This is a genomic window from Shewanella sp. SM71 (assembly GCF_025653905.1).
Classification (GTDB): Bacteria; Pseudomonadota; Gammaproteobacteria; order Enterobacterales; family Shewanellaceae; genus Shewanella; species Shewanella oncorhynchi.
On record NZ_JAKKRW010000008.1, the window covers coordinates 179,359 to 203,506 of the forward strand.

Below are 24,148 nucleotides of genomic sequence, written 5' to 3' on the forward strand. Positions count from 1 at the left end.
AATAGCGCCTGAAAGTCTCTGACGTTTTCAACTGGGTATTTTTACAGAATATTTCCGATAATCAATGCCTCATACCATGAAATTTTCACTAATTACGAATTAATTTCTGCCAAAGTACCCAAAAAGTTTAATCATTAACGACTTTAGTCTAAAAAATCGACGCGGCAAGTTTTATTCCCAAGAAAAAGCAATCATATCTATGGTGTTTGATGAGTCATCAACGTTAACAATTCGAGGTTGCTGTAAAGTTAACCATCAAGGTTATCCATGAGGATTTAATGACAGCGCTACAAACTCATATTTACCGAACAATGACTAAGCCACTATGATGTCAGAATGTCTTCTAGATTGACTCGAATAGCAGCGACTTAAAGCAAATATGTCGCTGCAAAATCCAGTATGCCTAGCTCAAATGACAGTCAGTATTACTTTGCCCCTGTGCTCACCCGACTCCATCAAAGCATGGGCTTTAGCGGCCTGTGCTAATGGAAAGGTTGCAAAAATATTGGGGACAATTTTATGGGCGTTTAACAACGGCCAAACTTTCTCCAATAATTCAGCAGCAATGGCGGCTTTGGCCTCCACGCTCTGCGGTCTTAGGGTCGACCCTGTCCACATGATACGTTTTGCCATCAGGCGGAAAATCTCGACCTCGGCCTTAGGCCCCCGTTGCATAGCTACCGACACCATACGCCCGTCCATCGCTAAGGCTTGTAAGTCGAGATTGATAAAATCACCACCCGCGATATCAAATACCACGTTTACGCCCTTATCTTGAGTGAGTGCCATCACAGGTTCAACAAAGTTTTGAGTACGATAGTTGATGACTTCAGCGGCGCCAAGGCTCAAGCAATAATCGCGTTTCTCATCCTGTCCCGTAGTCGCTATTACTTTTGAACCCAGTGCACTGGCCAACTGAATAGCCGTACTACCAATGCCACCTGAGCCACCGTGGATCAGTACCGTCTCGCCCGCTTTGAGTCCCGCACGCATAAACAGGTTACCCCATACGGTGAAGAAGGTTTCTGGCAGCGCAGCCGCCTGCACATAACTAAAGCCCGTCGGGATCGGCAAACAATGGGCCGCATAGGTCAGTGCATACTCGCCATAACCACCGCCCGGCACTAAGGCGCATACCTTATCGCCAACTTGCCATTGGCTCACGCCGTCACCGAGGACACAAATATCCCCAGCAACCTCAAGACCAATAATCGGTGATGCACCCGGTGGCGGTGGATACGCGCCCACCCTTTGTTTAACATCGGGGCCATTCACTCCTGCTGCATGTACGCGGATCAACACTTGCCCCGCCGCAGGGACAGGCAAAGGCGAGCGCGATAGCCGCATCACCTCGGGCGCCCCAGGTTGCTCAACATGAATATGAGTGTACTCGCTTGGTAAAGCTGACATAAAAGCTCCTGTGAGAATGGCACCAACCTAATAGCAGATTGCTATGCTTAAACGGTTCGTTTGCTAAACCTTAATGCGGCTAAGCTAGCGCAATTTCAAGCCAAATAGCCACAGTTATTCCATTCTATATGCCATCGCACTAAATCAAGCGGCTGACGTTAACCATTTGAACTGAAAGCTGAACCTAAGCTGAACAGAAAAGATGTATCAAAAAAATATTATGACAAATACTAGATATATTAAAAACTTACAGCCATTATTCTGATGCATTATTTGCTGGCTGCGATGTTTGTCGCGCTATTGTTATCACGCAAATAATCCAATGAGGTTTGATGCAAGTCTGTGTTAAATACATCAAATAACGCCCAAGGAAGATCTGCTTTGCAGACTAGATAACTACGGATACACAATGAAAAACACACTACTCTTCGCAGCAATTAGCTTAGCGATTGCAACTCCCGTTCTTGCCCATAACACTCATGCAAGCCCCCCATTAGGCAACAACACACCAAACAGTTCACCAGCTCAACCCGTCCCGCCACCACCCTCTGCACCGATTAGCTTAATTGAATCACATAGACCACTGCTACGGGAGACGCCATTGATGGCATCCCCCAATGATCCGACGATGACAGAGCAGCCTAAGATTCATTCACGCCAGAAACGTCAGATAGAGGTCTCGGAGCAACCTCCACTTAAGTTGCAGAATCGTAGCGCCGCGATGCAAGTCAGCGACTGCAGTGACTTTGTTGGGAAATCAGGTCAGGCACTAGTCAATGAACTGAGCCAATCTACGCCCGAATGTGTCGGTAAGCTCTATAGTCTCAAAGGCAGTAGCGCGACCGCACTATTTAGCGAGGCCAATGTGATCAGTGTCGCCAACGCCATTGCCACTAAAGCAAAGGACTACACTGGGGTCGATATTCAGCATCTTGAGTCCCATATTTACTTTATCCGCGCGGCCCTTTATGTGCAGTTTTACAGCCCAAATGATGTACCCGCTTACAGCAATGCTGCTAAGGTCAGCTTAAAATCTGCCCTTAATGCGTTATTTGCGAACGCTGCGATTTGGACTGTCTCCGATGCTAATGCTGGCGTGTTGAAAGAAGCCTTAATCCTGATTGACTCAGCCGAGCTCGGCGCCGAGTTTAATCATGTCACTATCAAAGTGCTTACGGACTACGACGCTAACTGGCAAGCCAGTTTCGCCATGAACGCCGCAGCAAACTCAGTGTTTACCACCTTATTCCGCACCCAGTGGAATGATGAAATGCAGGCGCTGTTCGCGCGTGATCAAGGGATTTTAGATGCGCTGAATAACTTCCAACTCGAACATCGCGACTTATTAGGCACCAATGCAGAGTATCTTTTGGTCAACTCAGTTAAAGAGTTATCTAGGCTGTATTACATTGACGCCATGCGCCCGCGAGTGACCCAGCTGGTCAAAAACATCCTCAGCAGCACCAGCAAAACCGAACCGAGCAAAGTGCTTTGGTACGCGGCGGCTGAAATGGCCGACTATTACGATCGCAGCCATTGTAACGATTACAATATCTGTGGTTTTAAGGCGCAGTTAGAAGCCGATGCCTTACCTTTTAATTGGAAATGCTCCGACAGCCTCAAGATCCGCGCCCAAGATCTCTATCAAGATCAAGCCAAATGGGCCTGTGATGTGCTGACCAGCCAAGAAAGTTATTTCCACAGTAAACTCGAAACGGGCATACAACCCGTGGGGCAGGATAACAACGATGACTTAGAGCTAGTGATCTTCGGCAGTTCGTCTGAGTATAAATCCTTAGCCAACAGTATCTTTGGTATCAGTACCGACAATGGCGGCATGTATTTAGAAGGTTCGCCCGCTGGACTCAAAAATCAGGCACGTTTTATCGCCTATGAAGCCGAATGGCGCACGCCAGATTTCCATGTCTGGAACCTGCAACACGAATACGTACACTACCTCGATGGACGCTATAACCTGTTTGGTGACTTTAGTCGTGGCACTTCAGCCAATACCATTTGGTGGATTGAAGGCCTCGCGGAATACATCTCTTACCGTGACGCAAACCCTGCGGCAATTGCCATGGGCGAAACCGGTGAGTATATGTTATCGACCATCTTCAAAAACAACTATGAATCTGGCCAAGACCGCATCTATCGCTGGGGCTATCTGGCGGTGCGTTTCATGTTTGAACACCACAGGGACGATGTGAGACAGATTCTAGCCTACCTACGCAACGATCAATATGCAGAATATCAAGCCTTTATGGATAATATCGGCACACGTTACGATAACGAATGGCAGGGTTGGCTCGCCAGTGGTTTAAGCACGGCTGACGATGGCATAGTCGATAAGGGCCCGAGTGATGTCGACGCTGAGCCCAGTGGCCGCGAAGGCAACTGGGCAGGACCAGCAGGCACTATCAGTAAGGATTACTCGCCTTGCCAAGTGACTAACGAAGCCTACCGTTACACAGAATCGGCCAGCCTGAAAATTGATGTGCCGATGGAATGTATCGATTCAAAACTCGGCCGCGCCAGTTTCAGCTTCACCAATACCGATCGCACAGCCCAAGAGCTTTGGATCAAGATTGGCGGCGGTTGGGGGGATGCCGACATTTATTTCGATTCTAGAGGCTGGGCAAGCCCTGAGCAAAACCAAGGGGCTGGTATCGGTAATGGTAATTATCAAGTGATTAAGGTGCAGTTAAACCCTGACGAGTATTGGCACTACATTACCTTATCGGGGGACTTTGGTGGTGTCGATATGCAAGTCAGCACCACTGAGCTATTTGCTGATATCGACCCCGATCTGGGGGATGGCGGCGTGGATCCTGAGCCACCAGCCAATTGCGGCGCAGCGACCTTAGATTACGGTAAGCTCACCCTAGGCAAAAATGAGTGCATCAGTGGCGGGCGTAACAGCTTCTACTTCTGGGTTGAGGAAGATAATACCCAGTTCACTGTCACCACTAAGGGCGGCGTTGGGGATGCCAATATTTACTTCAATGCCAGTCAGTGGGCCGATGCAGATAATGCCGATGCAAAGAGCGCTAAAGCAGGAAATCAAGAATCGCTTAGCTTCAGCGCCAATCGTGGCTGGCGTTATATCACGATTGATACTGCCACTGAGTTTAGCGGCGTAACACTGACCTTAAGCACAGGCACGAGTAACACACCCGATCCAGTGCTCATTGCCAACGCCTGCGCGACGCAATCACCTTTAAGTTATGGTGAGCTCAGTGCTGGCAAAGCCATTTGCACCGCCGATGGGCGCAACGATTATTACCTTTGGGTACCAGAGGGAACGAATCAGCTAAGCATCAACTCCGCCCACGGCAGTGGTGATGTTAGCCTGTTTTCGGGGACGACTTGGGCGAATGCTCAACACTTCGATGCAGCCTCTGTAACACCCGCCAATACGCGGGAAAGCATCACAGTCAATGCACCAAACGTGGGGTGGTATTACATCACAGTGCAAAGTGAGCCCCAGAGTGCGGGAGTCGCACTGCAGGTTGATTTACGCTAGTTTGATGACTCACATCGCTTAAGTAAGCAGTTTTAGCCATTACGCATAAATCAAGCATTTGAATAAATAGCAAAATCCCTGCTTCGGCAGGGATTTTTATTGAAGATAAGCTGAATAAGCGACACTGACGTCATAGAGTCTTTAGCGACAATACGTTATTAGCGCATCCCTTCGAGCACTTGCACTCTCTCCTTGGCCCTTGCTGCATAGTCGTTTGAAAACCGCTCTGCCATTTCAATGCTCTGCTGATAAAGCGTTAACGCTGCTTTAGCATCGACCGGTCCACCCTCGCCTTTATCTAACAGGGTTGCTAGCTGGAAGTATGCATTGCCTAAAATGTCCGCCTGCAAACCTTGCTTGGCACCCAGCTTCGTCACTCTTGCTAACCAGTAGCGCGCGTTAATCGCATCCCGATGGGTTTCCGATAACAGGATATTGGCAAGTTCGGCTGCGGCATAGAGATCCCGCTCGGCGGCAATCTGCCAAAATTCCTTACCCGCAGCAAAATTATCCGCCAAATAGTAGTAATCGCTCGCCGCCGCATGGGCCAGTTCAGGCTTAGCCTTCACACTCAGGCGATAATTTTCCAATGCCGTTGTGGCATTAAAGTAAGGGGAGCAAGATAACACTTGATAAAACGCCATCAGACTTCTTGCCTCCGGCAACCCTTGGTCAACTAGCTGATTTAACTGCTGCCATGCTTGCGTTTCACGAACCTTATCCGCACCTGTATTAACCAAGCCACGCTCGATAACCGATAAAGGTAAACGGATTAACTCAAGCTTTGCCGCGTTATCGCCAAAGCTCGCGGCGCGCTCCAGCCAATAGATCTTCTCATCGGCACGCCCCGCGTAACCCGCTTGATCTCGCATCCAATGCAGCGCCTCAATATCGCCAGCTTCAGCGGCTTCACGGTAATATTTCTGTGCCTTAATTTTATCCTTGGGTAAGGCGTGCCCAAGCTCATAGATACGTGCTAACAATCGTTTATCAGCAGCCTTTGAACTCTGAGCTAAGGTATTGATTTGTGATTCAGGTTTACCATAGGCATACAATTCCACATCACCGTTAGCATAAGTATATTGAGTACCATCGGGATAATTCACCTCAACCGTATCAGGCTGATACCAAACATTGACCTCATACTGTTCGGCAATCTGTGGATTAAAATTCACCTTCATCACAGCCTCATCACCGCGACGAACCGCTTGAGTATAAGGACTAGCCCATAGGCTAGAAATTTGCTGCAAACTGCTTTTCAGCCTAGCCTCGAAGGGTTTGTCTTCCTTAGGAGAATGAATAAATACTGGATAGTAAACTGGCGCTAAAGATAAAGGCGTAGTCGCAAGCAACGAATTATCCGCCTCGCTACCCGCATGAATAGGATCGATATTAAGTTCATGAATTAAATAAAAATCATCGTGGGGTGACACTTGAGTCGGCAACGTCGTTTGGCTAGCAACTTGTGCTGCATCCACAACAGAAGTGCGCTGCAACTTAGCAAGGTATTGTTGTTTAAGTGTTTTAGCCCTTTGCCACAACGGATGGTTCGGCAGTATTGTCACATCGAGCATTAAATCCTCAAGCCGCCACTGACAATCGCCGCCACCATTTAAAGCTAAGGGCAGCGAAAACTCACTCGCTTTGCTACCACTGCTAATCACTTGCCGCAGCACTGAGGTTTCTTCGAATGTCGCGCGGTAAGGATTAGCAATATCACCACTGGGAAAACGGATTTCCTTTCGGGTGCAAACAGATGAAACGTAATAACCGACAAGTTCTAATTGCGTATTAGCAGGTAATACACCGACGAACTCGAAACGCGGACTGTCTACAGGTGCAGTCACTTGATCGACGGGCAACTCACTACGAAATAAAGAATCCCAAAAAGAGGCCATGACGGGAGAGGCAAACATCAATCCAGCCGAGCAAACCAAATATAAAAAAGCCCTATGAAAGCAATGTAACAAACTCATAATGCCAGCTCTCCGTCGCTGATGAGGCAAATCCACTCGCACTTAAACACTCGCTTAAATACAACAAAGATCATTAAGTTATCGACAAAAAATTAAGCCAACGCGTTTAGCCGTTGGCTTAAATCATAACGTATTTACAGGCAAGTTGAACCCATGCCTCTCAGCCTAGGGGCGATAAACCCAGCGCATAAAACTCAACTTAAGCACTTCGCAGTCTAGCAAGCACATCCTTGGCCTTCAATTCAGCCATAGCGACATAGGCCACAGGCACTACAAATAACGAGAAGAAAGTGCCCGCTAACAGACCTCCGACTAAGACTAAACCTATGTTAGCTAACCCTAACGAGCCCGGTCCCGATGCCAAGGCTAAAGGAATCGCACTTAAAATCATGGTTAAAGACGTCATTAGAATCGGTCTTAAACGAGATTTGGCACTGCTTCGCGCCGCCTCAATCGCACTCAAACCTTGGTCTTGTTGCTTATTGGCAAACTCCACCAGCAAGATACCGTGTTTAGTCACTAGCCCCACTAAGGTTAATAAACCAATCTGCGAATAGATATTCACACTCTGGCCAAACAAGGCTAAGGTCAATAACGCACCGACAATACACAAGGGCACAGTCAGTAAGATAATTAAGGGATCGACAAAACTTTCGAACTGCGCAGCCAAAATCAAATAGATAAACACCAATGCCAGCAAGAATAGCGACTGAGTGCCCGCCTGCGAATCCATAAGATCCTTTACCACGCCATTGTATTTAAAGCCTTGGGCATCATTAAGCAATGTCGGTAATTGTTCATCTAAGTAGGTTTTGATTTCATCAGTTGAATAGCCGGGCATAATATCTGCCGTCAATTCAGCGCTATCAAGACCCATAAACGTCTTAATGTTAGATTCTGCCGTAGTCTGTTTAATCGACACAAATTGCGATAATGGCAGTGCTTGCCCAGATTCAGAAGTGACATACAGCTTATTCAACACTTTAAAATCACTCAATTTGTCTAAGTTTACTTGCACTTGAATAGGATAAGTAAAACCATCGGTAGCATGTAAGTCCGCCGCCTTCACTGAGCCAAGAAAGGTAGAAAGTGCATTAGTGACATCACCATAACTCACACCTGAGAGGATAATGGCGTTGCGATCGATAGACAGATCGTAGCGTAGTTGGTCCCTAAGCACTGAGTTGCCCACGTTATTCAGGCCAGGATAATCCTCGAGTAATTTTTGCACTTTGGCGGCGGTTTCGCTGAGTTCGTCCTTATTCCGATCTAAGGTCGTCAGCTCTAAACGCAAGTTATTGGCAATATTAAGATTATTCGCTGAGCGAATGCTAAACGACATGTTATAGGCAGAAACGTTTTCCTTTGATGTTGTAATCAAGTCGCTGATCACATCATCTATACCCTCACTGCGCTCACCCCAAGGTTTGAGTAGCACATGGTTCACTGGCTCTCCCTCGATATAGGACAAGTTAGCCCCAACCGCGGGATGCTCGTCCATCACGCCATTAAGCTCAGCATTGTGATTGAGATGATACTGCCGACCGACACCGGTAGGACCATTAGACGCCACATCAATAAAGCCAGAGTCCTCCGCAGGCAAGAGTATTTTGGGTAATTGCCAGTAAGCAATACCCGCAAGACCCACCAAAACCACAGCCGCGCCAAACATCAAGCGCTTGCGGAAAAACCACTTATTCAGCTCATTGATATACAAATGATTTAACTGCTGCAGCGCATTCTCGACTCGGCTAAACCATTTAGGGTGTTGCTCAGTGGTATTGATAAGATAAGCGCTCATCATAGGCGACAAAGTCAACGCCACCACGCCAGAGATCATTACGGCCGCTGCTAAGGTAAAGGAGAATTGCCGAAACAGATCGGCGGTTAAGCCCGACATTAATCCGATCGGCAGATACACGGCGGCGAGCGTTAACGTCATCGCAATGATAGGGAAAATGATCTCCTGACAGCCTTTAATCGCCGCATTGAAAGGCGTTTCACCGTTTTCAATATGGCGATAACAGTTCTCGACCACCACAATGGCATCATCCACCACCAGGCCAATGGCCAAAATAATCGCCAGAATAGTCAACACATTGATACTAAATCCGAGCGCCGACATCACAGCAAACACCCCAATCACGCACACGGGAATGGTAATAATGGGGATCGATGCCGCCCGCAGGCTACCCAAAAATAACACCACAATCAGCGAAACTAAGATCACTGCTTCAATCAACGCAGAAAACCCTTCGTCGATGGAGGCTTCAATAAAATCAGCTTGGTTGTAGGCCAAGTTCATTTCTAAGCCTTGGGGTAAATGTTTTTGCATGCGTGCAATTTCGGCTTTAATGTTCGAAGCCACTGTCACGGGGTTAGCGTTGCTCAGCGGTAAAATCTGCAATGACATTGCACTATGTCCACCGATAGACAACATACTCGGCGACAGACTTTCCTCGCCCATCACCACATCGGCGACATCGGACACGCGGATGATCTTACCCTCGCTGACCTTAATCACCAGATCCTTCACGTCTTCAAGCGTTTCAACTTGATTCAAAGGGTTAATCGAGAAATCCCGCGACTTACCTTTGATCGCGCCCGAGGTAAAACTGGCATTGTAGGAGCCTAACGTGCCCACCACATCGGCAGCTTTAATATTCAGCGCCTTCATTTGTTCAGGATTGAGCCAGACTCTGACCGCCTTTTGTGAGCCACCATAGGGCCCCCAAACGGCACCAACGCCTTGAACTTGTTTGAGTTGCGGTACTAACTGCTGGCTAATGTAGTCGTACATAGCCTGCTTTTCCATGCCACCCGCGTTCACAAAGGTGATGATATTACTGGCCGAATCCGTGGCCGAGGTATCGTCGGTAACTGTGGGCTTATCTATCATGCTCTGGGGGAAATCGTTAATCCCTTCGACGCTGCTACGCAACTTGTTCATTAAGTTGGTGTATTCAATATCGCTGGTGTCATCATTGAATTTAATCGTTAATGAGCAACGCCCCTCGCTACAATCGGTCGACATGGTATCGACTTTATCTATGCCCGAAGCCGCAGCAATCAACTTATCGGCCACGTTGCTCGACATAAAATCGGCGCTCGCCCCTGCAATCGACGCATTTACAGATGCCGAGTGGGTGGTATGCTCAGGGAAGTATTGGATATCGAGTTTTTGAAAGGCAATCAAGCCCAGTAACACAGCCATAATACTGAGTACGGAGGCGAAGATAGGATGACGAATACAGACTTCGGGTAAACGCATTATTCAGCCACCTCAATATTTGGAGTTGAGCCTGAATCAGCACCTTTGTCAGCGCTTGATGTTGCCGCTTTATCTGCAGTGTTTCTATCCTGCACGACTTTGATCTTGCTATCGGACTTGAGGTTTTGCATACCCGTTTTAACGACTAAATCGCCTTCGGCTAAACCTTCAGTCACGACGGCATAACCGTCATTCGTATTTTGAGCGAGTTTAACCACTTGCTTTACTACGCTATCGCCCTGCACTAGCCAGACAAAACGTTCATCGTTATTGGCAATAATCGAATTTTGCGGCACTAATAGACGTTTAATCCCTAGACTATAGAACTGCTTGATGTTGGCGAACATGCCAGGAGCAAGCTTAAACTCAGGGTTTTCAAGGGCGGCATGCACTTCAACCCGTCCTGAGCTTTCATCTACCGCAGGGGCAACATAGTTAACTAACCCTTTGAATACCTTATTACCATAGGCCTCAACAGTCACATTCACCTTTTGGCCCTTTTGCGCCTTGCCTAAATCCTTCTGACTAATGGCATAACGCACTTCGACCGGATTTAAACTATAGAGGGTGACTAAGGCCGTACCAGCACCAATTTGACTGCCGATAGACTGACTAAAGCTGGTCAACTGACCATCAAAGGGAGCCTTGATCAGGTAATCGTTCATGGTTGCTTGTTTCTGGCGAAAATCCGCATCGGCCAGATTCACATTTTCCCGTAGCTCATCCACATCTTGCTTAGCAAGCGCAAAGGGTTCTTTAATCAGTAAATCTTCGATACGCTCCAGCTTAGTTTTAGCCAGTGCTAAGGTGCTCTTGGCTTTGTCTAAATCAGCCTTGGCTTTAATGTTGTCCTGCTCGGCAATCACTTGGCCTTTAGTCACTTTGTCGCCGTTACTAAAATGAATCGCGCTAATTTTTTCGCTAGCATTAAAGTTCAGTGTGGCTGAATCGATAGCGTTGATTTTACCGACTTCATTCACTACATCGGCAAAGGACGTTTCTTTAACGGCCTCGACCGTCACAGGGATAATGTCAACCTTGTCCGCCGACATCACGGCCATAGGGGCTAAAGCGAAAACACTCGCCAGTAGAAACGGCAAAGGCGCGAATAAGGGCGCCTTTGGGAGATGATGGGGATGGCTTTTTAATGACATATCGCATGCACTGCGTGCTCGTTCAGTTACTCTTTGTATAAACAGCGTTCGTGTAAACATAGTATGCAAACCTATCGTTCTTACTATTCAACGGACATCCTATCCGACAACAGCAAACCGGATTGAACCCAAAACTAATACCAAGTCCCCCCAAAGTGCCTGTTTAAGCAATTTGAGGTTATTTGGGTATACAGCCTATAGGCTTAATCCCAGTCAGTGCCAGTAAAAACTCGGTTACACAACCAAACAAAACAATAACTTAACGATAAACTCAATAGTGAGCACTTAAATCACACAAACAACCATAAAATACAGCAAACTTGAAACAAGTGTAGAGCCAGCCGGTTAGCAAGCCACTATTTACCTTTTAACAGGGCTCCGATGGCCTTTTTCACATCTGCAAAACAGGGGCGCTGAGCCACATCTAACTGCATGCACTCGTCTTTAATCGCACTCAACTGTGTGTAGTACAGAGGGCCAATCGAGGCACTCACATCGGCCGATGCATCCACATAGGCCAACAGATCTTCAATCAAGCAACCAAGCGCCCGCACTTCAATAGCTTCTATCGCTAAGCGTTCTGCTGTCGATAGATTGCGTAAGTTTGATGCCGCACCAAAATCCCCAAACAATAAGCTCATCTGTTGATTAACCATAATATTATGGGCGTAGACATCACCATGACTTACTTGTTTGGCATGCATGTGCGCCATTGCATCGGCCAACTGGTGTGTGATTTTGGCGACTTCATCAAGGCGAAATTGGCTACCGTCTTTAAAGGTATCGCGAGTACAGGTGACAAGACTTGGTGGTAGCCCTAAGTTACTAAACCCTGGCGGAATAAGTTCCATCACTAAACCCAATTGATCTTGCTGGCTAATGTGCGCCACGACCTTAATAAGGTTGGGATGATCACCCGTTGTGAGACAGCAATCTAACTCGTCAGCGGGATAACCATCACTCGTCACTTCACCCTTAAAGAGTTTTACCGCAATCTGCGCCGACCCCGTCGCGGCTATCATGGCTTGATTCAACCAATCGCCTCGATAAATGACCCCAGAAGCCCCTTCGCCAAGCTTCTCAGCCAACTTGATATCACCCAGAGTCACATTCGCCACTGTGGCCACATCGGCGTGGGGATCGACTAAGGTATGGCTGAATGGATTTCCCGCAAAGGCGAGCCAAGTCAGTTTGGGCAAACTGAGTAACCAAGCTGGCAGTGCGTGGAGTTGATTGGCCGATAAACGCACTAACTCTAAGTTGCGGCAATTGGCCATCGACCCGGGCAAGGCTGTTAAACGGTTACCCGCTAAGGCTAATTTTTGCAGACGATGTAAATCGCCCATGGCCGTAGGCAACGTCTCAATGAGGTTATCGGTTAGGATGAGCCAGCGGGTTTGCAGCGGTAATGCCGCAGCTGTCACTGTTTTAATTTGATTGGCCTTAAAGCCAATCATCTCTAAATTTGTGCAGCGTCCTAATGCCTCGGGTAAATGCTCGAAGCGGTTATTAGAAGCAAAGATGATCTTTAAACGCGATAATAGGTACAGGTCCTCGGGCAAAGCATTCAATTGATTATTCGATAAATCGAGGATTTCGAGGGTATCGGCTAAGTCAAAAATCTCCCGTGGAAACTCGGTTAACTCCTCGACCAATTGTAAACGCGTGATCCCTTGTAACTGCCCTGCTCTTAACTGCGCTAACGTCTGCACTTTGCTACCCAAGTTAATGAAAAATCGCGGCTATGGTAGCGTATAAATCGACAAAGCTAAACGCAGGATCTGCAATCAAAGGGCGGCACAATCGGCCTTAAGACAACTTTGATACTATAGGTAAAACTTGGGGGAGCTATCCAGAAACTCGAAAACAGATTAGCATGTGCACCAATATGGAATGCCCAGTCAACTCATCACAGGACAATCATGCGGACACATTTTCGCCAAACGCACTCATTTACAGTGCTTATGCTTGCCATGCTAATGGCCCTACTGAGCGGTTGTGCTACAACATCAGCAAGCCCATCAACCACTGAATTCAATGCCACAGCAAGTGATGTCAGTAACGATAACGACCACTCGCCACAACAGCATCAAACACCACCCGCAGTGATTGAGCAGTACAGCGATGTGTGGGAAAAGATCCAACACGCCAATACCATTGATGTCCATGATGATGCCGAAGTACGTAAACAGCGTAACTTTTTCGATGATAAACAAAAATTTATGAATCAGGTTGGCGATCGCGCCGAGCCATTCTTGTATTACATAGTCAGCCAGCTCGAAGCGCGTAACATGCCATTAGAATTGGCGTTATTGCCCATAGTCGAAAGTGGCTATAACCCTTTAGCACAAGCTAACGGCCCCGCAGGACTGTGGCAAATGATCCCTGCTACTGGACGTAATTTTGGCTTAACGGTGAATTCAGCCTACGATGGCCGTAAAGATGCGCTGGCCTCAACCGATGCAGTGCTCGACTATCTACAGCACCTATACGACACCTTAGACAAAGACTGGATCAACGCCGTCGCCGCCTACAATACCGGTGAGCTAGTGATCAAAGCCGCCATTGATAAAAACAAAGCCAAGGGCAAACCTACGGACTTTTGGTCACTGGGTATCCCCGCTAAGCGAGTACAAACAGTCCCTAAGTGGCTGGCATTTATTCAGATTATTCGAAATCCCAACCACTACGGTTTAAAAGTCCCTCCTATTGCTAACCGCCCTTTCTTGGAAAGAGTGCCAGCACCTAATGGCGTAGATATTGGCCAGATTGCTAATGCAGCAGGGCTCAGCAAAGCAGAATTTAAAACCTATAACCCAGGCTTTCGCCAAGGTGTAATCCCCAGCAAAGGCAAATATCAAATCGCCTTACCGCTGGAAAACATAGGTCATTATCAGGAAAATCAAGACAAGCTCTACGCTCAAAAACGCTATGACAGCCAAAGCTATATCGTCAAATCTGGCGACAGCCTAGGCACAATCGCAGCCAAGTTTGATATGTCAGTGAAAGCATTAAAACAGGCCAACAATCTGACATCTGACCGCCTAAAAATCGGCCAAGAGCTCACACTGTTAACGCCAATGGCGGGCAATGATAATGAGCCTGAACCCACTAAAACTAAGGCGAAGGCCGATAAGAAAGCCAGCAGTAAGCCATCAAGCAAGGCGAATAGCACTGCCACCGACTCAACATCGGCCGATAAACCGGCAACGAAAGCGGCCACGTACAAGGTAAAATCCGGCGATTCGCTGGATAAAATCGCCCGTAAGAATAAGGTTAAACTGGCTGACTTAATGAAGTGGAACCAGCTCAATGGCAAAAGCATTATTAAGCCAGGCCAAGAACTGAAAATTTCCGAATAACGATTGTAGTTTGAACGGCAAAAAGCCCAACAAAGCGCGGTTCCAAAGCGCTGTGTTGGGCTTGTTTCTATCCCAATATCAGAGTTAACCGCCACAGCTCAGCGTTACTACTCAGTTGACCTAACCAATACTCCCGGACAATCATTCCAAAACAAACCATTCTAATTGCACGCCATTATTTTGTGTCTTTCTTCGCTAAACCAAGGGGATACAATTGCTGCTTAAACATGCCAACAGGCATGTAATCGCCCACGACACCATATTGCTCTGGCCACTCTTTCTGACCTCGAACTGCAGTCCCAAATAGGTAATCTAAAAAAGAAAAATGGGCAGCATAGTTACGGTCGATTGCCGCCTTATCGGAAGCATGGTGCCAATGGTGGAATTGCGGACTGACAATTAAGTAACGTAGCCAGCCAAAGTTAACCTGCACATTGGCATGATTAAAGACCGCCTGCACGCCAACGATAATCACATAAATACTGATGATGTCTTTGGAGAATCCTAAGATAAAAATCGGCGTGAGCACTAAACAACGGGTAGCAATCAACTCAAACATATGTTGCCTTGAACCAGCCAACCAATCTAAATGTTTCGCGCTATGGTGCACCGAATGGAAGCGCCACAGGAAAGGGATCTCATGGTAAGCACGGTGCGCCGCATATTGCATTAAATCGGCGACCAATAAAATCAACAACAGTTGCAACACAAAGGGAAGACCCGCGATAAAGCTTTGCACTGTGCTGGAAATAGCCCAAGAAAAGGTCGACTGCACAAATTGGTTTGCCACCAATAATACAAATCCAATCGCTAAGTGATTCACCAAAAAATGGTTTAAATCCCCTTGCCACTCGGGTCTCAATATTGCTTGTTCTGGTTTATGGGGTAGCCATTTCTCGATAAAAATGAAAATTAAGGTTGAGCCTAATAAGTCTAAAATAAACCAATCTAAACCCAGTGAGACCTTATGATTAGCAAAAGGCTCGACCTCAACTTGATGACCACCAAAGGCAATCGCTAAGCTCACAAATACCCAAGCCACAAAGCCGAAACGCTTATTTTTATTTCGAATAAAATTCAATAAACCTAAACTGCCCGATACCACTAAGGCGACAAATATTAAGCTGCGAATAACATCGACATTATAGCTTTGGCGTAATTCTGGAGTGGTGAGATATTCGGGAAAATGAAACGCCAATACACCCAGAAACGATAATATCGCTAACATACACGCTATAGTACCGCTAATACTGCCTTCACCAATTTGGAAATGACCGTCTTTAAATCCTTTATTCATCACAGTGAACTCCTTTTCCTATATTGCTCACGTTATTCATACCACAGCTTATTCACACCACAGCAATGCTCGGCTTAATTTTTGCCGATCAGCCTACATTAACCCCGCAGCCACAATCAATAAAAAGTGAATGCTAAGACAATAATGCTCAATCTACTAAGCCCACTAAAACGAGCACACAAAAACAGCCCAAAAAAAGCGCTACCTAAGTAGCGCTGTTTTATTAGAGCCGTTCACTCACCTTAGCGGTTAGATCTTAATCAAGTTATAACCAAAGCTAGTAGAAGGATCTTTATTCAGCACCATAGTCACATTGTCTTCATTGCTGAAATCCATTAAATCGGATGCATAGACAACGGTTTTAGTACCGTTTTCCACAGCGATAACTTTAATAGAATATTCGCCAGCTGGCACAGTCACTGACTGAGGGCTCGCAGGATTGACCGCGGTGATCTTATTTACAGCCGTTTCAATCGTGTCATTTGCCTTTAAGAAATACACGGTTAGATTGCTTTTATCGGCAAAACTCACAATGTCGAACTTAAAGCTATAGGGACTTGGCGTCTTAGTTTGCTTCATCTCCATCGCCTTCACTTGGCTGCCCTGCTCGGTCATTTGCTCATAGATGAAGATGGTTTTAATCTCATCTTGGTTCAGGGTGATAAGCACATTATCGAGCAATTTATTTTGCGTACCGTGGTCGAACACACTCACACCAAAATCATTAAACTCAGCACCTTGATAGCTAGTCACCCCAAAAGATGGCACTTCGCTAAACAGAGTATCTTGCTTACTGCTAGCCACTTTCACATCGATAATGTGCGAACCTAAACCGTTAAAGACGCGATAATCGACACTCGCTTCTAATGCTACATGATTACGAACATTGGTGGTTGAATCGACACTGTCCAAGGTGATTTTTGAATCCGAAGCACCAAAACCTTCACGGATAATCAGCTTATAAGGCACCTTAGAACTGAATTTAATGTTCGCAGTTGTATAAGAAACATTGGTTGTTCCCGCTGGTGCGAGGTAAACCTTATATTCACCCGTATCCATCACTTGCGGCTGCGACACTTCACCGTAGGCCACACTGCCTAACATCACGGCATCGGCAAAGGTTTGGGTCGACTTAGAAACATAAGCGTCAAAGGCTTGGGCATGTACAGCAGTATTGGCAATCAAGAGCTGCATTTTACTGTTTTCAGCCACTTCGTTGAGCTTATCGAGTTCAGTGCGAGAATAGTTGATATTAAGTAATTTAGGTTCGGTAAAATCACCATGTAATACAAAGAAATGGTCCGTTGCAACTTTCAAATCGATATTTTCTTTATAAATAGAGATATCTTTATCAGAGGCATCCTTAGCCATCACTTCAATCGCAGTTACGCCAGCCGTCGACGTAAATCGCGGCATAGTGTCCCCATAGATCACACTTTCATAGGTTTTATCGGCAACTTTGAGTGCAGTAGCAGTGCTTCCAGCTGAAGCATTATAGAATTGCACATAGGTGGCATTTTGATCTGTGCCCTCTTCATTATTATCATCTGAGCCACATGCCGTTACCGCTAAACAGGCAACAGCCACCGCAGCGAATCCCTTTAGCTTACTTTTTATCATTGTTTCCCTCATTAGCAGACAAAAATTCAGTTCAATCTACGCAGTTATACAATGACAACAATGGCAATTTCCACTAAAAACAAAAACAAATATTTTACAAACTAAAACACTTAACAAACATTTCAATAACACACAAAAAAGTGATACAAACCACACTTTTCAAGCCCTTAATTGATACAAATGCGGCTGCTGATACTTTTGCTCGCTTCTCAAAAACGCTTCTGCTCCAGTGGAAAATGGCTGATCTATCGAACACCTCTCTTTTAGGCTTAAAGCGACTATAGATAAACTATCCTCAGACGGTACAAACCTTGTTCGACTAATGCGATTAGGTTACTCTCGCATCGCCAATTAAGCCTTTGGGATGGATAGGATTTGCAAGGGATTCTCAACTACTACAAACAATGTTTTCAACACGATAGTGCTGAAATCAATCTCTGGTCTAGCCACAAGCTTGCCGAGCAAGATCAGCTATTACTCCAACATGAAGACGAGTTAAGCAGTGGCTTCCTACCCCGCTTGCCAGTGCCATTTGCTCCCGCCAGTGCATTACTAGCACGTAGCGCTTTGTATTTACGCGAAAAGGTATTATTGCACTGCTGTCTGTTTTTCTGCGGCACAGTCGACCTTAATGGCGAAAAACGAAAAGTCGTGACACCACTCCTTTATCGCGAATGCCAATTACAGGCTGACGGCGATAATCTCTACCTAGAGAGCAATAACACTCTAGCTGGCAGCGGACCATTCACTATCAATGAAGCTCTATTAGAAAAATTAGTCGTTGAAGGACATAGCCTAAGCCAAGATTTACGCGATAATCCAACGGATGTCAGTGGCTGGATATCTTGGCTGCGGGCGGGCCAAGCCGATGTCGATACCAGTCATTTATTGCATTTTCCCAAGCTGATCGATGAGGCTGAATTCACTAGCTTATGCCGTAAACGTGGGCAGTTTCTTGTCAGTCGAAGCCAAATCATTTTGGCAGAACGTTCGATCGCAAGCCGGGGCATTTTGCACGAACTCGACAAACTAATGACAGCGCCTGAACCATCAGCACCGCTTAAAGCGCTATTCGCAGAAACACAACAAACAACATCAATCAGCGCCAGTGAAGACACACAAGAGGCTTATCTTCCTGGGCTGTTAAGCCGCGCGCAAATTCAGGCCTTAAAGATTGCGGCCAATCATACTTTGGGGCAGATCTCAGGCCCACCAGGAACAGGTAAGAGTTACACCATAGCCACAGTGGCAGCAGAGCAGGTATTAAGGGGTAAATCTGTCCTCATCGTCGCCCACACTGATGTTGCTGTTGATGTGATTGCCGATAAGTTACAGCAACAATTCCAGCTAGGGAGCAGCCTTATTCGAGCAGGCTCGCCGCAGTTTATAAAAGTCCTTAAAAACCAGATTGATGAAATGCTCCATGGTCAGCACCCAGCATCTGATGAAGCCGTCTCGGATAGGTTGCTACTCAATGCAAAACAGCAACTTAATACTGTGACTCGTCAGCAAGTCAAGATGGAAGCGGGCTTTATACGTCATTGCCGCCATGCCATACGTCGCGGCCAAAAACTGGCGACCTTACAACAAGGACAATCCCGTTGGCGCTTAGGATTTTATAATTGTGCTTACCGTGCAGGTATCAAAAGGTTTGCCCAGCAATGGAATGAACTCGATAAATTAACGGCCCTCATCGCGCAAAAAGAAGACTTAAGCCTCAAATACTTACAATTGGCAACTCACTATCGATTAAACCAATTACTCAAACATAAGCGCAGTACGCTGGTGAGTTTTGCCAGTGCGTTACGCGCTCGCCAGTCCGCTAAGCAACTCGACGGCTTCTACAAGACGGATTTTGATGCCTTAAAACAAACCTTTCCCATTTGGTTATCTAGCCTTGCCAGCTTGCATAAAGTGCTGCCCATGGAGCAGCAAATGTTTGACTTAGTGATTATTGATGAAGCCACTCAAGCCAATATTGCCGCATGTTTACCGGCCTTGCAGCGAGCAAAGGCGGCACTGGTGGTGGGAGATAGCAAACAACTGCGACATTTCTCGTTTTTATCCCGCGCAAAACAAACTCAAATCCAGACCCAACTCGGACTCGCGCAGGATTGCCGCGGCCTAATGAGCTACCGTGATGCCAGTATGCTCGACTTAGCGTCACAATCCCTCGCAAGCCAATCCCAAGTGGTATTTTTAAATGAGCATTTTCGGAGTAAACCTGAGCTGATCCAATTTAGTAATCAGCAGTTTTATCAAGGCATGCTGAAGATTATGCAGCACAGACCTTGCACAAGTTCAGGGCACTTACACAGAGTCCACGTTACCGGCAGCCGTGATAGTAAGGGAATTAACGCCATAGAAGCGGAGGCATTAATTCAAAAGTTAGCTCAACTGATTGATGAACAAGAAAATGTATTAGTGCCTTCCAGCATTGGTGTACTCTCCTGTTTTCGCAATCAGACGGAGTATTTATCCCAGCAAATCCTTGCGCGCTTTAGCGCACAACAACTCGAGCGTCACCAATTACGGATTGCCACGCCCTTTGGTTTTCAAGGGGAAGAGCGCGATATTATGCTGCTGTCGTTTAGCATTACGGCCAACGACAGCCGCGCCGCCGTGTATTTAAATCGCGAAGATATGTTCAATGTCGCCATCACCCGCGCTAAACAAATGCAGTGGCTATTTTTATCGGTACAAGCGCATGAACTCCCCAACAATAATTTACTGGCAACTTACTTAGCATCGGCGGGCCAATTTCAAGCGGCACACAATTATGTCGATTCCCTCGATAGCTTCGGCCAGTCTGTGGCACTCGCGATTGAAGAAAAAGGCATAACAGTATGGCGAGCCTACCATATGGCAGGGCTAGAACTGGATATTTTGTGCCGCCATGGTAACCAATATTTAGCAATAGATTTAATCGGTTACCCAGGGCCTTGGGCGGACTTTTTCGATATTGAACTGTATAAACTCTTACAGCGCGCAGGGATTAAACTTATCCCCGTCAGCTATGGGCTATGGTGCCAACAGCGGGAACTTTGTATCCAACATATTTGCCAGCAATTGGGAATAACACCCGCCTAAGGAGCAGACAACGCGACTACCAAACTCAATCACAACAGCCGTAACCACATCGCAGTTGAATGGGACAGGAAACGCCACACGTTGACAGTCCCTTATGAGACGCCTATTAAGCTTTATGAGGCGCTTGTTAAGCTTTATGAGACACTTATTAAGCTTTGTGAACCAAACGTTTACAACAAAGATCATTTCCCTTGCCTGTAACGTAGATGACAGCTTGGTTGCGAGAGTTAACTAACGAATTTAAAAGGATTGTATTGTACTTATCTTTAGTAAATTTATTGGATGAGACATCTAGATCCGCTAAGGTCCCCGCCAAATAATCAGGAATTCGAATTAACTCATCATAATGGTTTTTCCCAGACTTCTCTGGTTCTGGGAATAGAAACTGAGGGGTATCTAACATTAACACTGAATTTTCTTTTCGCTCAAAGTGTACAGAATAACTCTGTAAAAATAAAAAGTATGATAGGTCAAAAGCAAAACTATCATATCGCTCAAGCAGCGCATCTCTGTCAGAAATCCACTGAATATATTTGGGCTTTTTAGCTATAGCTAAAACTTCAAAAACGACACTAGCAAATGCTGACACTATGTAAATTTGACGGGCTAATTTTGAATTAAAGTTTTTCTTTGAGAAATCAGCTTCAAAAGCTCTAACTCTTTTCATGACTCCATCAACATAGCCGTTTTGAAATGTTGAGTTACTTGCGATATCTGATACTACATTGCGAAACGCTGGTAAGAATGACAGCATATTTTCATCTGTAGCATAATCTCTAAGCAAGTTAGCCTTTCGGTCAATTACGAAAGTAAACGAAAAGGTAACTGGGGAATTAATATATTGTAAGAATTCGACAGATACCGTCCGAGTTGATTTTATGTCTTTAGGGGCAAAGTGATTGATATATTCTTTGATATTATTCAGCTTGTCGTGATGTAAGAGAACTGTAAATGACACTGTGTCATTTTGCTTAGTTTTGTCCCCGAAACAATAATCCGAAATAACATACCAAGCAGCCCCGTCAGGCATGGAACTTAGCCAGTGCTCTAGGTCATCTTTTGCAGACTGATTTACAGTCTTCTTTAAAGGAATCAACAGTTCTAACATATATCCTCTGTGAAGCTTAACGTCTTAATCATGCGCACGCGGCTGATAAATCACTTTTATCTTGTTTCTTAGCCAAGTGATTTTGGGGTTGTGGCTGTTTCTCTTATGCCAAATCAAGGTAAAAGGAATGGCGAGTTTATCAAGATATTCGCCACTTAACGGGATCGGGCGACTGACTAAGTCAGGATGTAATTGGCGAGCATATTGCTCACAATATTGTGGCGCAATTGCCATCATGCTGTGGTGAGGCTCTGCCGCGACAAACAGTGACTGCTCAAAACTGGCCAAGGTCAGCACAATATTGCGACTTAACCCAAGCTCAATAAGCACATCATCCAAGGCCCAGGTTTCGCTCTTTTCCCACAAGATATTGATATGCGAATATTTAAGAAAGGTGTCTATATTCCACTCTTCCTGTAAGGCGGGATGATCGCGGCGTAAATACACCTGAGGAAGATCGGTAAATAAAACCTCAAAATCGATAAAATAGGGTAATAAATCAAGGGATTCCTTGGAACGGGGATGACTTTCTCGGCCGGTAAACCCCATATCAGCTTCACCACGCACAATCGCTTCGAGTGAATCGTAATCCCAATTTCGTACCTTCACCTTTGCATCAGGGTATTGAGTATAAATGGCCTGAGTCAGCTCATTAAGCATGATAAGCAACAAAGGCGACTCAAGCATCAACTCGAAGGTGAGCCCTTTGGTCATCTCGTCACCGCGCTTAGCCATCAGTTGCTTACCCATTTGCAACCATTCGGATAACTCCTGCTCCATACCGTGAGCCAATGGCGTTAACTGAAATCCCTGCGGCGTTTTGACAAATAAGGGATCGTCAAACCAATCCCGTAATTTGGCCAGCGACTTACTCACAGTGGATGGCGTGACATTGAGCTTTTTGGCAGTCTTAGAGACACTCCGCTCCTGTAATAAAAGCTGCAAAATAAACAATAAGTTAAGATCTAGCCGACTCAGGGATTTGGTCATTAATTACAATTTCCGGCAATTTAGGAACCGCTAAGATCAGTGTAATGCTCACCAGCGCACCGACAGCGAGGATCACTAATAATATATTAATCGCACTCACTTCGAGCAGACCCATCACCCAAATATATAAAGCTGAAGTACACACTTGGGCAATTCCCAGTAAAGAGCTGGCAACTCCAGCCCGAGCCACAAATGGGCTGAGCGCCTGACTCATGGTGACCCCAAATCCAATCGCAAACCCCGAACACACAAAACTAAAACCTAGCAGGTTGAATGACTGACTAACCCCGCCCAATTGAGTCAAGATCAACACCAGTGCTGCGGCGGCAAATAATGTCTGAGAGAACAAAATTAACGATTTTTCTTTAAACAAGTTAAGCAAAAAGGGCGTCGAAAATGAGGCAACCATACTCACAAATGCTGTCATAGCCATAGTGTTGGAATATTGTCCACGGTCAAACCCCATCTGCCCCATGATCAACATGGGAGAGACATTTACATAGCTTAAAATCGTGGTCACACCTAAAGTCGTTATCACCACACGACTGAGAAAAAACCGCTGTTTAAAGGATTCTTTATACCCACCTGGCTCAACTGTGGTGTGAAGTTGCGGTTTAGGATAGGTTTCGCGTAATACAAAAATACACAGGGTTAAGACCATTAATCCCATCCCCGCCATAGTGTTAAATAGGCTAGGCCATGGGAATTTAAGCATAATTAAATGGCCTATCACAGGCGCTATCACAGGGATAATGCAAGTCACGCCATTGACCATAGAGAGCACTTTTGCTCGGCGCTTATCGTCTAATACATCACGCAAAATCGCAAAAGCCACTACATAGCAAGAACCAGCACCTATCCCTTGTGCAAAGCGTGCCATTAAAAAGAGATCACTGGTTTGCGCACTACCGGCAAAGTAAGAGGCAATAGCAAACAAAAATGCGCCAAACAAGGTAATGGGTTTACGCCCAATCCTATCGGCTAAGCTCCCCGCAAACAGCATAGTGGTCGCCATGCCCGCAAGATACACAGAAAAAGCAATATGCAGCTGCGCCTCACTCGCCCCTAAATCCTGCGCAATTTGCGGCAAACCGATCAAGTACATATCTATCCCTGTCGGGTACAAAAGCACTAGACAAAAACTGCACAATAGATATCGAAACATATACCTCACCCCATTAGCCATCTCACACATTAGTTGCGCCTAGCCTAGTTTCACTCGCGCAGATCTGTGAGTGGCATTTTCGACAACAGGTATTTCCATTGACGACCTATGGGAGGACATAACACCACGAACGAGGAAGAAAAGTTGGTAACAGAACTGAAGAAGGAAAGGGGTAGAAA

13 protein-coding genes are annotated in these 24,148 nt (G+C 46.0%); 3 read left to right on the forward strand and 10 right to left on the reverse strand.

All coding sequences use genetic code 11. From position 1 onward, the window contains the following. Nucleotides 1-408: 408 nt before the first annotated feature. Nucleotides 409-1,410 carry an NAD(P)H-quinone oxidoreductase gene (locus L5L97_RS10345; RefSeq protein WP_263181799.1) on the reverse strand — a complete coding sequence of 334 codons (1,002 nt, stop codon included), beginning with the start codon at nucleotides 1,408-1,410 and terminating at the stop codon, nucleotides 409-411. 409 nt (nucleotides 1,411-1,819) lie between these two features. Here L5L97_RS10345 and L5L97_RS10350 point away from each other — a divergent pair, with 409 nt between their 5' ends. Next, nucleotides 1,820-4,936 (forward strand): M9 family metallopeptidase, encoded by a 3,117-nt coding sequence (locus L5L97_RS10350; protein ID WP_263181800.1) that lies wholly within the window; start codon nucleotides 1,820-1,822, stop codon nucleotides 4,934-4,936. Between the two features lie 158 nt (nucleotides 4,937-5,094). Here the strand turns inward: L5L97_RS10350 and L5L97_RS10355 are convergent, their stop codons facing one another. The 4 genes from L5L97_RS10355 to L5L97_RS10370 all read right to left on the reverse strand — a co-directional run bounded on the left by L5L97_RS10355 (nucleotide 5,095) and on the right by L5L97_RS10370 (nucleotide 13,049). Beyond that, complete coding sequence (locus tag L5L97_RS10355) at nucleotides 5,095-6,912, reverse strand: sel1 repeat family protein (protein WP_317629529.1); 1,818 nt, start codon at nucleotides 6,910-6,912, stop codon at nucleotides 5,095-5,097. A gap of 199 nt (nucleotides 6,913-7,111) precedes the next feature. Then, on the reverse strand, nucleotides 7,112-10,183 hold the full coding sequence (locus tag L5L97_RS10360) for an efflux RND transporter permease subunit (protein WP_263181802.1): 3,072 nt from the start codon (nucleotides 10,181-10,183) through the stop codon (nucleotides 7,112-7,114). Continuing rightward, the gene (locus L5L97_RS10365; protein ID WP_317629530.1) at nucleotides 10,183-11,397 is read right to left on the reverse strand and encodes an efflux RND transporter periplasmic adaptor subunit; all 1,215 of its coding nucleotides are present in this window, start codon (nucleotides 11,395-11,397) and stop codon (nucleotides 10,183-10,185) included. The genes L5L97_RS10360 and L5L97_RS10365 overlap by 1 nt, the downstream gene beginning before the upstream one ends. A gap of 296 nt (nucleotides 11,398-11,693) precedes the next feature. Continuing rightward, complete coding sequence (locus L5L97_RS10370; protein WP_263181803.1) at nucleotides 11,694-13,049, reverse strand: leucine-rich repeat-containing protein kinase family protein; 1,356 nt, start codon at nucleotides 13,047-13,049, stop codon at nucleotides 11,694-11,696. A gap of 210 nt (nucleotides 13,050-13,259) precedes the next feature. Between L5L97_RS10370 and L5L97_RS10375 the strand changes: the two genes are divergently transcribed. Further along, the gene (locus L5L97_RS10375; RefSeq protein ID WP_263181804.1) at nucleotides 13,260-14,699 is read left to right on the forward strand and encodes a LysM peptidoglycan-binding domain-containing protein; all 1,440 of its coding nucleotides are present in this window, start codon (nucleotides 13,260-13,262) and stop codon (nucleotides 14,697-14,699) included. Nucleotides 14,700-14,874: 175 nt separating this feature from the next. Here the strand turns inward: L5L97_RS10375 and L5L97_RS10380 are convergent, their stop codons facing one another. Then, nucleotides 14,875-15,996 (reverse strand): sterol desaturase family protein, encoded by a 1,122-nt coding sequence (locus L5L97_RS10380; protein WP_263181805.1) that lies wholly within the window; start codon nucleotides 15,994-15,996, stop codon nucleotides 14,875-14,877. Between the two features lie 249 nt (nucleotides 15,997-16,245). Continuing rightward, on the reverse strand, nucleotides 16,246-17,616 hold the full coding sequence (locus tag L5L97_RS10385; RefSeq protein WP_263181806.1) for a DUF4397 domain-containing protein: 1,371 nt from the start codon (nucleotides 17,614-17,616) through the stop codon (nucleotides 16,246-16,248). Nucleotides 17,617-17,991: 375 nt separating this feature from the next. Here L5L97_RS10385 and L5L97_RS10390 point away from each other — a divergent pair, with 375 nt between their 5' ends. Further along, complete coding sequence (locus L5L97_RS10390) at nucleotides 17,992-20,706, forward strand: DEAD/DEAH box helicase (protein WP_263181807.1); 2,715 nt, start codon at nucleotides 17,992-17,994, stop codon at nucleotides 20,704-20,706. 148 nt (nucleotides 20,707-20,854) lie between these two features. Here L5L97_RS10390 and L5L97_RS10395 read toward each other — a convergent pair whose 3' ends face one another. The 3 genes from L5L97_RS10395 to L5L97_RS10405 are packed head-to-tail and all read right to left on the reverse strand — an operon-like array spanning nucleotide 20,855 to nucleotide 23,969. Beyond that, nucleotides 20,855-21,814 (reverse strand): hypothetical protein, encoded by a 960-nt coding sequence (locus L5L97_RS10395; protein WP_263181808.1) that lies wholly within the window; start codon nucleotides 21,812-21,814, stop codon nucleotides 20,855-20,857. A 24-nt stretch (nucleotides 21,815-21,838) separates the two neighbouring features. Continuing rightward, nucleotides 21,839-22,804, reverse strand: a complete 966-nt coding sequence (yidZ, locus tag L5L97_RS10400) for an HTH-type transcriptional regulator YidZ (protein WP_263176418.1) — start codon at nucleotides 22,802-22,804, stop codon at nucleotides 21,839-21,841. After that, entirely contained in the window at nucleotides 22,773-23,969 is a 1,197-nt protein-coding gene (locus tag L5L97_RS10405) for an MFS transporter (RefSeq protein WP_263176419.1), read from the reverse strand. Before L5L97_RS10405 ends, yidZ begins: the two co-directional genes overlap by 32 nt. Nucleotides 23,970-24,148: the final 179 nt, after the last annotated feature.

Coding starts and splice junctions, on each gene's coding strand:
- L5L97_RS10345 (WP_263181799.1), bottom strand. CDS start 1,410: ATGTCAGCTTTACCAAGCGAGTACACTCATATTCATGTTGAGCAACCT.
- L5L97_RS10350 (WP_263181800.1), top strand. CDS start 1,820: ATGAAAAACACACTACTCTTCGCAGCAATTAGCTTAGCGATTGCAACT.
- L5L97_RS10355 (WP_317629529.1), bottom strand. CDS start 6,912: ATGAGTTTGTTACATTGCTTTCATAGGGCTTTTTTATATTTGGTTTGC.
- L5L97_RS10360 (WP_263181802.1), bottom strand. CDS start 10,183: ATGCGTTTACCCGAAGTCTGTATTCGTCATCCTATCTTCGCCTCCGTA.
- L5L97_RS10365 (WP_317629530.1), bottom strand. CDS start 11,397: ATGTTTACACGAACGCTGTTTATACAAAGAGTAACTGAACGAGCACGC.
- L5L97_RS10375 (WP_263181804.1), top strand. CDS start 13,260: ATGCGGACACATTTTCGCCAAACGCACTCATTTACAGTGCTTATGCTT.
- L5L97_RS10380 (WP_263181805.1), bottom strand. CDS start 15,996: ATGAATAAAGGATTTAAAGACGGTCATTTCCAAATTGGTGAAGGCAGT.
- L5L97_RS10385 (WP_263181806.1), bottom strand. CDS start 17,616: ATGATAAAAAGTAAGCTAAAGGGATTCGCTGCGGTGGCTGTTGCCTGT.
- L5L97_RS10395 (WP_263181808.1), bottom strand. CDS start 21,814: ATGTTAGAACTGTTGATTCCTTTAAAGAAGACTGTAAATCAGTCTGCA.
- yidZ (WP_263176418.1), bottom strand. CDS start 22,804: ATGACCAAATCCCTGAGTCGGCTAGATCTTAACTTATTGTTTATTTTG.
- L5L97_RS10405 (WP_263176419.1), bottom strand. CDS start 23,969: ATGTTTCGATATCTATTGTGCAGTTTTTGTCTAGTGCTTTTGTACCCG.